Origin of the sequence: Gordonia sp. WA4-43, from assembly GCF_020520305.1 — a bacterium.
Classification (GTDB): Bacteria; Actinomycetota; Actinomycetes; order Mycobacteriales; family Mycobacteriaceae; genus Gordonia; species Gordonia hongkongensis.
The window spans coordinates 3,725,611-3,738,862 of record NZ_CP084736.1 but is presented as its reverse complement, the minus strand read 5'-3'; the positions used below and the strand labels follow the sequence as shown (position 1 = coordinate 3,738,862).

At 63.5% G+C, this 13,252-nt stretch carries 10 protein-coding genes; 6 read left to right on the top strand and 4 right to left on the bottom strand.

What is annotated here, in order from left to right:
• The first annotated feature begins 52 nt into the window (after positions 1-52).
• Positions 53-1,159 carry a protein kinase domain-containing protein gene (locus LEL84_RS16800; RefSeq protein ID WP_226512237.1) on the top strand — a complete coding sequence of 369 codons (1,107 nt, stop codon included), beginning with the start codon at positions 53-55 and terminating at the stop codon, positions 1,157-1,159.
• A gap of 66 nt (positions 1,160-1,225) precedes the next feature.
• Here the strand turns inward: LEL84_RS16800 and LEL84_RS16795 are convergent, their stop codons facing one another.
• From LEL84_RS16795 to LEL84_RS16785, 3 genes are all read right to left on the bottom strand, one after another.
• Positions 1,226-1,966, bottom strand: coding sequence for a hypothetical protein (locus LEL84_RS16795; RefSeq protein WP_226512236.1), 741 nt, complete (start codon positions 1,964-1,966; stop codon positions 1,226-1,228).
• 211 nt (positions 1,967-2,177) lie between these two features.
• Positions 2,178-5,408 (bottom strand): UvrD-helicase domain-containing protein, encoded by a 3,231-nt coding sequence (locus LEL84_RS16790; RefSeq protein ID WP_226512235.1) that lies wholly within the window; start codon positions 5,406-5,408, stop codon positions 2,178-2,180.
• A gap of 1 nt (position 5,409) precedes the next feature.
• Positions 5,410-8,211 (bottom strand): PD-(D/E)XK nuclease family protein, encoded by a 2,802-nt coding sequence (locus tag LEL84_RS16785; RefSeq protein ID WP_065631188.1) that lies wholly within the window; start codon positions 8,209-8,211, stop codon positions 5,410-5,412.
• Positions 8,212-8,465: 254 nt separating this feature from the next.
• Here LEL84_RS16785 and LEL84_RS16780 point away from each other — a divergent pair, with 254 nt between their 5' ends.
• From LEL84_RS16780 to LEL84_RS16765, 4 genes are all read left to right on the top strand, one after another.
• Entirely contained in the window at positions 8,466-9,347 is an 882-nt protein-coding gene (locus LEL84_RS16780) for a TY-Chap domain-containing protein (protein ID WP_413466870.1), read from the top strand.
• Between the two features lie 60 nt (positions 9,348-9,407).
• Positions 9,408-9,887 (top strand): 5' nucleotidase, NT5C type, encoded by a 480-nt coding sequence (locus tag LEL84_RS16775; protein WP_065631191.1) that lies wholly within the window; start codon positions 9,408-9,410, stop codon positions 9,885-9,887.
• A gap of 10 nt (positions 9,888-9,897) precedes the next feature.
• Positions 9,898-10,965 (top strand): HNH endonuclease, encoded by a 1,068-nt coding sequence (locus tag LEL84_RS16770; protein WP_137810112.1) that lies wholly within the window; start codon positions 9,898-9,900, stop codon positions 10,963-10,965.
• A gap of 443 nt (positions 10,966-11,408) precedes the next feature.
• Positions 11,409-12,494, top strand: coding sequence for an IS630 family transposase (locus tag LEL84_RS16765; RefSeq protein ID WP_211540894.1), 1,086 nt, complete (start codon positions 11,409-11,411; stop codon positions 12,492-12,494).
• Here the strand turns inward: LEL84_RS16765 and LEL84_RS16760 are convergent.
• Positions 12,491-12,760 (bottom strand): hypothetical protein, encoded by a 270-nt coding sequence (locus LEL84_RS16760; RefSeq protein WP_226512233.1) that lies wholly within the window; start codon positions 12,758-12,760, stop codon positions 12,491-12,493. The genes LEL84_RS16765 and LEL84_RS16760 overlap by 4 nt on opposite strands.
• Before the next feature lie 183 nt (positions 12,761-12,943).
• Between LEL84_RS16760 and LEL84_RS16755 the strand changes: the two genes are divergently transcribed.
• A complete protein-coding gene (locus LEL84_RS16755) occupies positions 12,944-13,168 on the top strand; it encodes an amphi-Trp domain-containing protein (protein WP_065631193.1) in 225 nt (74 codons plus the stop codon).
• Positions 13,169-13,252: the final 84 nt, after the last annotated feature.

Genomic DNA, 13,252 nt, shown 5'->3' with positions numbered 1-13,252 from the left:
AAGGTTCTCGATTCTCGGTCTCACGTCTGCCGGCGACGCCTATCGTTGAACGATGGCGTCGACTTCACCCCGGCTCCGCCCAGGTCAGACGATCACCAACGACGATGGCCGGAAGTACTGTATTCAGGCGTACATCGCCGGTGGAGGTTACGGCTCTGTGTACCGCGCGACGGCAATGTCGGGCCGCGGACAACGCAAAGCCACCACCGTCTGCGTCAAAATTTGTGCGTCCGCTGACGACTGGCATTGCGAGGCACACTTCGGCAACCTGCTGTCCGGATACTCGGAGGTGGTCGAGCTTCTCGATTCGTTTGCGTTCGGCACCGGGGCGGGCCGGCGCACTCGCTATGTCCTTGTGACGGAGTACATGCCCGAAGGGACCGTCGCCGATCTGGCAGACGACCGGGACTGGCACGGTTGGACTCCAGGTCGAGTCCGTCGCGAGATCAGCCGCCTGCTGAAAGTGCTCGCACTCATGCACGCAAGTGGCGTGACCCACCGTGACATCAAGCCCGCCAACGTCTTCATCCGAGATGGGCATCTTGTGCTGGGCGACTTCGGTATCTCCAAACACTCCCTGACCCCGAGACGCTCTGCTATCGACGCCTACACCCCTGCCTACTCCCCGAACAACATGGACGAACGACAGAACTGGGCAACGTGGGTGGACATCTACCAGGTCGGGTTGCTAGCCGGTACCTTGTTGACGGGCGACGATTTCGACAGTAGTCACGTGCCCGGCATCCGCGACTTGGACATCCCCGACGATCTGAAATGTTGGATGTGGCACGCCACCGCACATCACGGCCTTCGATACGTGAGCGGGTTGCAAGCATCTCAGGCGCTTCGGCAGCTACGAGATGTCGACATGAGAGACAAGTCCGGGCCGAAATCGATACGGGGACATCATGTAACGCTCACAGGCCGGTTCGCAATGGGGTCGCAACGCAAGTTGGCGCAGATGATCAGTCGCGCTGGCGGAACCGTCCAATCCACGGTCACCGACAAGACGACAGTCATCGTCCGGGCCGGCAATATGGCGAATACGGTAGGGGTCGGCGAGGGAAGCAAGCTGTTCGAAGTCCGCGAACGCAAACGTCGCGGCGAACGAATCCATGTCATCAACGAGGAGCGGTTAAGCACATTGCTCAACCGCTGACCCGTGCTGTTCATTCTCAAAAAATGGCAGATCCATGTCGCCCTACGAGTTCGAGTTAGTGCTCAATCAGCGAGCTCGGCGCCAGCGTCGAGAACCATCTTCTGATGTTCCATCCGGATCGAGCGGCTCTTTTGGATCGACCAGGTTCCCCAATTTACCAGAATCAGGGGAGTGCAGCTTCCCTTCCTCCGGGAAGTCAGCCTCCAACCGAAGCAATCGGACCTGAGTTCGTTCCGCACTCGCGCCTAACGAGAACCCGATCTTCGTCAACCGGTTGGCTATATCTGAGTCCATTCGAAACGCCGACTGGCTCTCGATGTTGATCGCTACCCGTCGGGCACCATTCAGCAACACAGCACGACGAGCAGCCTCAAAGCCCGCCTCATCAGGATAGACGCTCTGGCCCGGGTCAACAGGCGGACCCCCTGTACCAAACTGTTCGAACGCCACTTCTTCTCGAGTGGTCCTCGAAAGGTCTGCAGATCCTCCTCCCGCCTGAGGAATTCGTCCCCGAATTGACAGTCGAGACACGCCACCGCGAAAACTCTTCGTGACGACAGTGTGTGCCCCTAGAGTTTGGACGATTCGCAGCGCCTCGTTGAACTTGTCCGTCATGACCAACGTGTCGTACTGCCCATAGGGAACTAGCCGCGCCTCAATTCTTGGATGTCTAACATAAATGACCTTCGCTATCGTCGGTTCGTTGCCGAAGGTATAGTCGCTGGCCTCTGTGAACGGAAACTGTAAGACCGACGCGTCATCAGTCTTGACAGGCTCCTTCTCATAGAAAGAGATTAGCTGCATCATGCCACCTCGATTTTCTTACCGTAGTGCCCACCATCATTGATCCACGCCGACTCAGTTTGTCTACCCGTCGCGCCGCCAGTCATCTGCACATTGCGTGCACGTCCCAGCTTCGTGGCACGCCCCGGCGCGAGAGACCCATCGGACTCAGAGCGTCCACCGGTCCGTCCATTGCGGCCGTGGGCTGATCCCCGCGATTCCATACCGGCGCGCATCAGACACTCCTTGCTACCACAGCTGCCGCTCCCACCCGACAGAACACCAGCTCCAACCGAACGACGTTCTCCCCCGTCGCCTTTCGCAGCAGATCGGCGTAGATCGCCAGCTGCGCCCAGTAGGCCTCGAGCGTGTGCGCAGCGACACCGACGTCGGTCTTGTAGTCCGCGATGACGAGTCCGCCGTCGGGGTCGCGGTAGACCAGATCCGCGATGCCCTCGACCACCGTTGTGCCATCGGGACCCAGCCCCGCGAGCTGCATCTCCTTCCAGTGCTCGCCGACAGCCGCGCGATGGACGGGTTCGGACTCGAGTGCAGATCGGGCCAGTGCGACGAAGTGGTCGACGTCGACGATGCCGACGGCAGCAGCAGCCTGGCGGGCGACCGCCTCGAAGGTCTCGTCGAGGACCGCGCCTAACTCGGTCTGCTCCAAGACCCCGTGCAGGGCGGTGCCCAGCGAAGCCCCGCTGTCGACGCCTCCAATGCCGGGTGAAACACGCTCTCCTGCAGTGACAGTCAAGAGACCGGCTTCACGGTAGCGGTCCAGCAGCGCAACCTCGGCGGCATCATCACCATGCACTATCCGCGTCGCCGAGTACGACGCACGCAACGCCGACGACACCTCGATTGCGGCCGTCTCGGCTGTCCACTCATCCCAGGGCTGCCGCTCGAACTGCTCGATCGGATCGTCGTCGCGTCGTACCGGTTCGATCAGCTCGGGCACCCTGTTCGGCAGACCGTCCAGCGCGGGAGCCAGCGTCGCACCCCACGAGGCACCTTTGCCCGTGTATCCGGAAACGGCGAGGTGACTCTCTGCGCGAGTGCAGGCAACGTAGAGGAGTCGCTTCTTCTCAGCCTCGGCGTGGACCTTCTCCGCGTCGGCTGCCGGCTTGTACCCCTTCGACGTCACCGACTTCGACACGCATGCCTGCAGTGTGCCGCTCGCATCCCAGAGCAAGGACTCCGGCAGCGTGCGGAATCCGCCGCTCATCCCGGCGACCACGACCATCGGAAATTGCAGACCCTTGGCGGCGTGGATGGTCATGATCCGCACGGCGTCCACGCCGAACTCGGGAAGGACGGTCTCGGCCACACGCGCGTTTTCGTCGGCCTGGGTGTCGGCCCAGTCGATGTAGTCGCGCAACGATCCCCGATCCTCGGCGTACCACGCGCGAGCCTGATCGATGACGAACCGCAGTCGTCGCCACACGTCGCGGTGTCGGGGCGAATCCATCGAGACCTCGAAGACGCGTCGGTCGGTCGCCAACCGACTCAGCAGGGCACCGGGATTCAGGTCACCGAGCTCGAACGACAGCTCGCGCAGGTACCGATATGCGGCGGCAACGGGTGAGGATCCGAGCACCTCGGTCGGAGCGTCGGCGTGGATACTCCATCGGCCGTTCGCTGTGCTCCACCGCAGCAGGTCGTCGTCGCCACAACCGAACAGCGGTGTGCGCAACGCCGCGACGAGAGCCGCTTCGTCTGCGGTGTTCGCCAACGCCCGACAGGTCACCAGCAGGTCATGGACCTCCTGCGTCGAATAGACGAGACTCGATGCTTCCGAACGGAATTCGATCCCTGCCGCATCCAGACTCTTCTCCAGGAAGGGCAGAACCGTGCGCGACGGGATGAGGATGCAGATGTCTTTCCATGTCAATGCCGCATGCTCGTAGGTCTCGTCGTCGGCTCGCGACTCTCGACACCAGCCCTTGTCGACAGCCGTTGCGATGATCCGGGCGACATCGCGAGACTCCCGTGCTCGAATCGCCTCCGCCGGCGACAGCGAAGCCTCATCGTCGACGGGCTCGTCGTTGTCAGGGAATACGAATGGTTCCGGACCCCACTCGATGTCCCACCGAGGCCTGCTCGGCACGGGGTCCAGCGGCGTGTAGGTCGCCTGGACGTGACCGTCGGCGACGATCATCCGACCGAACACCGTGTTGATCCATTCGATGACCGGCCGTGTGGAGCGGAAGTTGGTCGTCAGTTGGACGACGTCGGCGGCAGGGGTCTGGTCACGCGCGGCCATGTAGGCGGCGATGTCGGCCCGGCGGAAGCGGTAGATGGACTGCTTGGGGTCACCCACTGAGAACAGCCTGCCCGCTTCGTCGGTGCCGGCGACGATACGTTGCGCCAGCTCGAGTTGCAGCGGGTCGGTGTCCTGGAACTCGTCGAGCAGCACCCGTTGGTAGCGCTCGTGGGTGGTCGCGGCGACGGCGTGCTTGCTGAGCACGTCGCGAGCGAGGACGAGTAGGTCATGGAATTCGAGTTGGCCGCTCCGCTGCCGCTCGCGCGCTTCGTCGAGGACGATCTCGGACAGATGCCGCACCACCACGCGAACTGCGCCGTCGACATAGGTGCCGACGATGTCGGGACAGATCTCGTCACGCAACGCCTTGACTCGAGTCTTGATCTCTTTGACCTGAGCGGACCCACCGCGCCAGTTCTTCCCTGCGCCACCGTTTCCCGGGCCTGGACAGAGAGCCGCTACAGGTATCCATCCTGTCGCATCGCGTTCTGCCGCAACAAGGATGCGCCACTCCTGCAGCTCGGTCAGCTTCTGCGCGAGCTTGTCGTCGAGGTCGAGGCAATCGGCGAGGTTGTCGGCGATCGCGTCTGCCTCCCACAGCATGCGGTCGATGTGTGCGGGAGCGATGCCTTGTGGGTTGTCGTCGAGGGTGAGGCGGTCCCAGTTGCGATCGAGTGCGTCGGCGAGCGCGCGCATCTGATCGAGCGAGGCGCCGGCCGCCATGATGATGCCCATGGCGTCGACGAGAATCGGCGGCGCGGCGTCGGTGAAAAGGCGGGTGCGCATGCGTCGCCAGCGGCGTTCGAACGACAGCTGCGACCCCATCGCGTCGACGACCGCGATGCGCGGGGGTACACCGGCTTCGAGTGGATGCTCACTGATGATGCGGGCGGCGAACGCATGCAGGGTGCCGATGGCCGCGGTGTCGATCTGTTCGAGGGCACCGCGGGCACGTTCGGTGTCGTGCTCAGCCAACTCGACTCGGATTCGTTCGCGAAGTTCGGCTGCGGCCTTCTCGGTGAACGTGATGGCGGCGATCCGATCGAGTTCGATGCCGTCGTGCAGGACGAGCCGGCAGATGCGGCCGACCAGGGAGTGGGTTTTGCCGCTGCCGGCGCCGGCTTCGACGAACAGGGTGGTGGCGGTGTCGGAGGTGATCCGATCGCGGGCTGCTTGGTCGGCAAGAGGGAGTGCGGTCATGTCAGCCTCCGTACTTCCGTACATAGTCGGCGATTTCGTCAACGTCCTCCAACGCAGCCCAGGCACGGCGGAGTCCGGCGCGGCCGAGGAGGTCGATGACCGGCAGCTCCCAGTGTGTGTCCTCGACCTTGGGCGGGAAGTGGCCGGCGAGAATCGAGCGGTGGACGAGGGCCATGTCGTCGATCAGGGTCGCGATGACGTCGTCGGTGACGGGATAGCCGATGGAGGCGAACTTGCCTGTGGAGGTCACGAACCAGTACCGGGCCTCGACGTCGGCTCCTAGCGTGCGGGCGAACAGTCCGTAGACGGGGAGCTGGAACTGTAGCCCCGAATTGGTGGGAGCGACGTCGGAAAGGTCCTTGTACTTGTCACCCTTGCCGGTCTTGTAGTCGGTGACGCGGATGCGGCCGCCGCTGTGTCGGTCGATGCGATCGATCTGGCCGCGGAAGCGGATTCTGTTGTCGCCGAACGCCAGTGACACCTCGGCTGCCGAGTCGGTGCCGAATGTCTGTTCAGCGTGCGTCGGGCGCCAGCCATCGTCTTGGTCGGCGCGGTTGTGCTTGTGCCAGTCGGCGAGATCGCGGAGCATGATGCCGCGGTCTTTGGCCCACAGTTGCTCGAGCCAGCCGGGACTGTTGGCCTGCGCTTCGTCGAGTACCTCATGGGCGACGAGGTGCAGACGGGCGAGGTCCAGTTCGGCGCCGTCGATGGTGTCGAGAACGTAGCGCTCGAGGATCGTGTGAATGAGAGTGCCGCGGGTGAGGGCGTCGATCTGGGCGACCTCGTCGGGGTCGCCCAGCGCACGGAGCTGCAGAATGTGTTCGAGGAAGTACTGATAGGGACTTTGCACCCAGAGTTCGAGACCGGTCGGCGACACCGGGCGGTCGAAGGTGGTGATCAGCTCCTTGACCGTCGACAGGTTGCCGTTGAACCGGGTGAAGCGGCCGTTCAGGCGGTCGCTGCGCAGGTTCATGCCGAGGTTGATGATCGGGTCGTCGAGGGCGCCGCGGCGTTGATCGGCGGGGACGGCTGCGAGCTCGCGGAGCCGCCATTCGGTGTCGGATGCGGCTGATGCACCTATTCGGTCGTCGGCGCGCTGGGCGGCGACGTCGAAAGATTCGACCGCGACGATCGGCTCCACGTTCTCGGTTTCGCGTTGCCAGTTTACGACATTGACGTCACGACCGGCCAGTCCGCCCATCGCCGGGATGAGCCATCGTGACGGCACCCTCTCCGCGCCACCGCGCAGGTTGCCGCGGGGGAACGTGACGATCCGTTCCGTGCGCCCTGTGCTGACCGCACTCGCAAAGGCGATACGTTGCCGTTCCATACGCTCGCGGGCGGTGATGCCGGTGAGTTCTGCAGGTAGCAGCGGATCGTCGCGGCGGGGTGCGGGGATGATCCCTTCAGCGCTGCCCATGACGACACTGACGTCCAGGTCGCGCCCGGCGCCCGCGGCGATCGGTCCGATGGTCACGCCTGCGCCGGAGTCTCCATGCATTGTTCGGTGCGCAGTCAGGCGCACGCTGACCGCATCCAGAACGCGCGCAGCGTTCGGCGGCGGTGCGATGCCGTCCATGCCGGCAAGGCTGATGCAGTCGGCCCGGGTAGTGGCAAAGTCGGCCGCAGCGACCTCGCGCGTGGGTGTACGGAAGTAGCGGTCGACCAGTGCAACCAGCCGTCCGGCCGCGGTGGTCCAGTCGGGCGCTTCGACGATGGCGTGCAGGTCGGCTTGCAGCTGTCTGACGTACGTGTACAGCGCTACGGCCATCGCATGATGCTCTTCATGTGCACCGACACGGGTGAGTCGTTCCCAGTCGGCGCCGCCGACGATGGGTTCGTCCTCGCGGGTGAGGCGTTCGAGCCGACGTTGCGAGATCGGGTCGTCGTCGATTTCGGGGCGCCGGACTGCACCCCCGGCGAGGAGGGTGAAGAGTTCGCGGCGCGGCATCCCGTCGAGGTCGAGCTTGAGCAGCCCGAGTAGTGCACGGCCGGTGGGTCTGTCGACGAGCGTGTGGCATTCGGGCCCGGTGAAGGCGATGTGACCGGCGGTGAGGTGTTCGTGGAGCAGTGGTAGGTATGGGTCATCGCTGCCGTAGAAGACGCCGATGCGGTGGCCGGGTGTGCCCCCGGCCAGATGCTTGCGCACGAGGCGGACAACGGCTCTGACCTCGTCGTCGGCGTCAGAGGTGTGGATGATCCGGGTTGGCGAGACGGTGACCGCCTGTTCGACGGTCTCACCGTGTTGTTGGAGTGCACGCAGGAGCTTCTGCTCGGCGCGGGTCCTGCTGACAGGGTGGTAGACGATCACCGCGCCGAGGTCGGCCAGACGTTCAACTGCAATCGCATACGCCTCGTGCGGGAGGTAGTACCTGGTGATCAGACGCTCGATCGCTGCGCGATATACGCGGAGGAGGTCGGCGACCAGGGGCGTCGGTGAGTCCACCCGCGGCTCGTCGATTGCGGTGAGTTCCCAAGCCGCGCCGGCGAGGGCTTGCGCCGTGATGGATTGGTCGGCGACGTCGGTGAAGACTCCCGGGACGTCGGCGAGGACTCGCGCAATCGCGGCTTCCAGCAGTGGATATGCGAGTGCCAGGCGAGGTGCGAGAGTTGGACCCGCGAGATTCGAGACGACTTGCTGAAGCGTGAGAACGCTAGTGCTGGCCACGGACCCTGCTCGAGCCAGACTGTGGAGGACATCCCGTCCGGAGCCGTGGTCGGGCACGACGACACTGACCTTGGCGAGTGGCGCACCAGCTTTCATCCGCATAACAGCTTCGGCCAGGAGGTCGATCGGGGGCATGGGGTCATGATGCCTGGTCCGTCTGACACATCATCGATGTTGGACTGACCGGTGGGTCGTGGTGCTCTCGGTCGAGAGCCTCTCCGCGATGTCCGGCTACAGAGTGTCGGACCTGCGTTCTATCCTGAGGGCGTCAAGTGATCCTGCGCCGGCTACGGCGCGGACCATCTCACCGCTCCCATTCGAGAGCACTCCCCAGCTCGCCCGCGTTCGGGTCCTCGTCGAGGTCGAACGTGGCCGGAAAGGAGACAACCATGGCCAAGGACACCTTCGAGGCAGCCGTAGAAACGGCGTGGGCTCACTTCGAACGCACGCTGACAGCTCGGCTGGCAACGATGGAACTCGACGACATCGTCTTCGTCATGCCGACGGAAAACACCGGCCTCCGCTTCGCTCTGCGATTCGGCCGGCGGAGACACGGGTCATTGCACGCCACCATCGCCTGTGAGACAACCGGTTTGGACGATCTCATTCGAACGTCCGGTTGGCGGAAACGAACTGACGGGCGCTTGACCTGCGAACGGCACCAGGGACCCGCCGCCTTGGCGGAGATCGCCGCGCAGACGCTGCGCGAAGTCTGGAACGTCCCGGATCCCGGCTTCATCAGTGATGTCGGTCGGCCCCGTCCAGACCGGGCGCCGGTGATCGACCCCGAAAATCTCGGACCGGATCGGTTCCGCCTGCTGATCCGCGACGAACTCGCCACCTTCTGCGGCGGGTCCTTCCCCATCCGTTCCGACGCCACCATCGCACTTCCTACAGCGCATTTCACGTCGTCGATCGGCATCTCCCTTGACGCTCCGTGTATCGACATCTTCGGGCACCTCGAATCGGACGTCAGGCGCCCGCGATTCACTCAGGGCCTACTCGACGATCTCGCGGGTGACTACCCCACCGTCGAGTTCGTCCTCGACGGAACCGACCTTTGGGCTGTTCGACGCGTCGACGCCCGCTGCTTCGGACGCGACCATCTGTTCACGGGGCTCTACCAGTGGTTCGACTTCGTCGACAACGGGCTGCCCCGACTCCACGACCGGCTTCACCCGGCCCCACGGTTACAGACCGTTCGACGGGGTAGGCCCGCCGGTGACAGGATCGTCAACCTGCAGCCGCGGCTCCAGCACAACAGTGACTGACGCTCGGGGACTGCGACCCACTCTCAATGTGACAGTTCAATTCTCACCACAGGAGGAACCATGAGCACACCTTCCAAGAAAGTCCTCTACATCGACATGGACAACACTCTCGTCGACTTCGAGTCCGGCATCGCGAAACTGAGCGAGGCCGAGCAGCAGCGGTTCCACGGCGACCTCGATGACGTCCCGGGAATCTTCTCGTTGATGGAGCCGATGCCCGGCGCCATCGAAGCGTTTCACGAATTGTCCGGGCTGTTCGACACCTACATCCTGTCCACCGCACCGTGGGACAATCCGCTGGCCTGGACCGAGAAACTGCTCTGGGTGAAGTTGCATTTCGGTCGAGGCGAAGACTCGCCCGCCTACAAACGCCTGATTCTCTCGCATCACAAGAATCTGAATCTCGGCCATTACATCATCGACGACCGGACCGCGCGTGGGGTCGAGCAATTCCAGGGCGAGCACATCCACTTCGGGCAGCCGGACTACGAGAACTGGGAGAAGGTCGTCGCGCACATGCGTCCGCTGGCAGCGACATAGACTCGACCCCATGTCCGCGCCCGCCGATCCGCTCGAGCTCGGGCAGAAACTCGTGGCGATTCTCGAGGGCGGTAGGCGGACGGCAACGTACAAGCTGGCCGTGCTCGTCGCACTGTTGGACCTCGCAGTCGAGTCGGTTCCCGCCGACGCAAACGCTGAAGTCGACATCAGCCTCGACGACCTGACCGACCGCGTCATCGAACTGTACGCGCGACAGCTGCGACCGCTCGACGGTCACCGACTTCGTCAGTCCACTGACGGTCGCGGAGTCATCTTCAATGTCGTTGCGACTCTGGGTTCGTCCAATGTGGGGCCACGGGTGAGCGGGCTCAGAGTCGGCGGGCCCCACGACTCTGACGCTTATCGAGCCGCACACTCGACAGTCAAACGCACGCTGGTGAGGTACCCGCTGAAACTACTCCAGAACCTGACATCAGGCGACACCAACTCGCGCTTCCTGTACGACGATTCCTGGATGGGGACCGACTCCCGGAAAGTGGTTACCGCACACGGCGACAAGCTGACCTTGTTCCCCGGCGTATGCACGGCGCTCGCCCGCTTGGCACCGCTGCTCAAGCCGGCCTTTCAGCTCGCCTGGATCGACGACGTTCGACGCATGAACAAGTACATCCTCGACGACGGCCCCGATTTAGCGCACCATCTGTTCGGCGCCGACCGCGTATCCCTGCAGCGAGCAGGCGACGCACTGGTCGACGAGTTCGGGGCAGTGTGCTTCTACTGCGGCAACACAATTCGGCGCAACCGGCACGTCGACCACATCCTTCCCTGGTCGCGCGTAGGTATCGACGGACTCACCAACCTTGTGGTGGCCTGCCAGGTGTGCAACTCCAGCAAGTCCGATCGGCTTCCCGCCCCGACCCACGTGAGGCGCGCCCTTGGTCGCGGGAGGCCCACGCTCGACGCCATCGCCAGCGAGATCAACTGGCCGAGCCAGTACGACCGCGTCGTCGCGGCGAGCCGCGGACTCTACGCCACCCAGCCGATCAACACGCCAATCTGGCTGGACCGCAACACCATCACGCTACTGGCGCGGACCGACATCAGCTGGAACGCCTAGGTCCGCGTCTCGGTACACGTGTTCGCTGCGCCTCGGCGAACGTCCCAACCGAGACTCTGTTCCGTGATCCGACGCTCAGACGCCAGGCCGCGACAGCGAATGCTCCTTGACTGAACGTGTTGATCGACTGCTCGATCCACTGCAACGCGACCGTCTGCTCCTGCCCTGCCAACGGCCCCAACGTGTAAGTGCCCACCAGACAGACCACCAGAAACGCCACCGTCGTCACATCTCGGTCGCGCCATGCGTCGCGCGCGAGAGCTGCGTACAGCGCGGTGGCTCCGACGATGACACCGACCAGGTACCGGCCCGCGATATCCGGTACCGCGACGCCGATGGCAGCCGCACCCACTACGGGCGCCGCGAGAGCAATATTGCGGACTCCCCACGCGCTAGTGGTGTGTCTCGCAATTGTCTAGCTCGTTGTTCGGTAGGCTGGGTTGATGAGTGCACCGGCAGCTTGTTTGCGGTTGACGAAAGCCGAGCGGGAGACGTTGGAAACGTTGGCGCGGGCGCAGACCGCGCCGCACCGTGAGGTGTTGCGGGCCAGGGTTTTGCTGATGGCCGCCGACGGCGAAGCGAATCGGGTGATCGCCGAGGAACTTGGGGTGACCGCGGTGACAGTGCGGGCGTGGCGCACGCGTTTCGCCGAGGACGGGTTGACGAAGTTCGGGCAGGTACGAGCTGGTCGGGGCCGTAAGTCTTCGATCAGTGAGGAGAAGGTCGCCGAGATCGTGCGGTTGACCAAGACGAGCACTCCACCCGGGCATACCCATTGGTCGTGCCGCACGATGGCCGCCCATGTTGGGGTGAGTCCGGCTACCGTGCAACGCATTTGGTCTGATCTTGGGCTTAAGCCGCATCGGGTGGACACGTTCAAGGTATCCAACGATCCGCAGTTCGAAGAGAAGCTGATCGATGTGGTCGGCTTGTACCTGACACCGCCGGACAAGGCGATTGTGCTGTGTATGGACGAGAAATCACAGATCCAAGCCCTCGACCGAACCCAGCCGTCGTTGCCGATGGTCACCGGCCGTGCCGCTACGATGACCCACGACTACAAACGCAACGGCACCACCACCTTGTTCGCCGCGCTCGACGTGCTCACCGGCACGGTGATCGGACAATGCTTACCCAGACATCGCCACAGCGAGTTCATCACGTTCCTCAACACCGTTAACCGTGAAGTCCCCAAGGGATTGCAGGTGCACGTGATCCTGGACAACTACGGCACCCACAAACATCCCGAAGTCCTGCGATGGTTGGAGCGGCACAAACGTTTTCACTTCCATTTCACCCCGACCTCGTCGTCGTGGCTCAACCAGGTCGAACGCTGGTTTCGGGAGTTGACCGACAAGAACATCCGCCGTGGGATCTTCGCCAGCGTGCCCGACCTCATCGAGAGCATCGAGGAATACCTCAACGCCCACAACGACAACCCGACACCATATGTCTGGACCGCAACCTCCAGGTCGATCCTGGCCAAGGTCGCCCGCGCCCGCGCCGCACTCGAACAAGGAGTTAGCTAAAACCGAGACACACCACTAGCGGCCAGAAGCAGGAACCCGCAACCCATCACAGGGAACAGGGCATCCGCGAGCCTCGGGATGTCCGCGATACCAGTGGCCGACAAGAGCTTCTCCGTCGCCTTGGCAAACCCACCCGCGAAGATCATCGCGGCACCGATGTACGCAAGCGCCGCCCCCAGGCGTCGCGCGACGAGGAAGGCTCCGACCGCACCCAGCACGACCGGCACATAGTCGAACAGTGCGAGCGGCACCGAGACCTGATCCACGGGTGTCACACTCACACCCGAGCTTCCACTGCCGTACGCACGGCGCGTCGTTCACCCATATTATTCAGCATGCTGAACAATATACTGGACGCGTCCACTGCCACCGCATTGAGCTGCGGTGAACTCTCGACTTCGGCACGCGACACGCTTGACCGCGCTCCAGCGGTGGGCTCAGATGGACTGATGAGCGACGAACTGTTCGAGCACAAGACCAAGACACAGCTCACCCGTGAAGAAGCAGCGAAGCGAATTCACGAACTCGCCGACGCGATCGCACGCCACAACGAAGTGTCGTATGTGGAGAACAACAAGACAGTGCGCGTCGACATCCCGGACACGGTGCAGTTGAAGATCGAGATCGAACGGGGCACCGAGGAGTCCGAGCTGGAGATCGAGATCTCCTGGTAGACAGGCGCAGCGTCTGTACTCAACAGTCCGTTGGGTGACCCGGCCACCGGCGAACCTCATCTCGACTCCTGGACTTCGATCGAG

What these genes read in the sequence shown, in the direction of transcription:
- LEL84_RS16770 (WP_137810112.1), top strand. Translation starts at nt 9,898, where the DNA reads ATGTCCGCGCCCGCCGATCCGCTCGAGCTCGGGCAGAAACTCGTGGCG.
- LEL84_RS16795 (WP_226512236.1), bottom strand. Translation starts at nt 1,966, where the DNA reads ATGATGCAGCTAATCTCTTTCTATGAGAAGGAGCCTGTCAAGACTGAT.
- LEL84_RS16790 (WP_226512235.1), bottom strand. Translation starts at nt 5,408, where the DNA reads ATGACCGCACTCCCTCTTGCCGACCAAGCAGCCCGCGATCGGATCACC.
- LEL84_RS16800 (WP_226512237.1), top strand. Translation starts at nt 53, where the DNA reads ATGGCGTCGACTTCACCCCGGCTCCGCCCAGGTCAGACGATCACCAAC.
- LEL84_RS16785 (WP_065631188.1), bottom strand. Translation starts at nt 8,211, where the DNA reads ATGCCCCCGATCGACCTCCTGGCCGAAGCTGTTATGCGGATGAAAGCT.
- LEL84_RS16765 (WP_211540894.1), top strand. Translation starts at nt 11,409, where the DNA reads ATGAGTGCACCGGCAGCTTGTTTGCGGTTGACGAAAGCCGAGCGGGAG.
- LEL84_RS16775 (WP_065631191.1), top strand. Translation starts at nt 9,408, where the DNA reads ATGAGCACACCTTCCAAGAAAGTCCTCTACATCGACATGGACAACACT.
- LEL84_RS16780 (WP_413466870.1), top strand. Translation starts at nt 8,466, where the DNA reads ATGGCCAAGGACACCTTCGAGGCAGCCGTAGAAACGGCGTGGGCTCAC.
- LEL84_RS16755 (WP_065631193.1), top strand. Translation starts at nt 12,944, where the DNA reads ATGAGCGACGAACTGTTCGAGCACAAGACCAAGACACAGCTCACCCGT.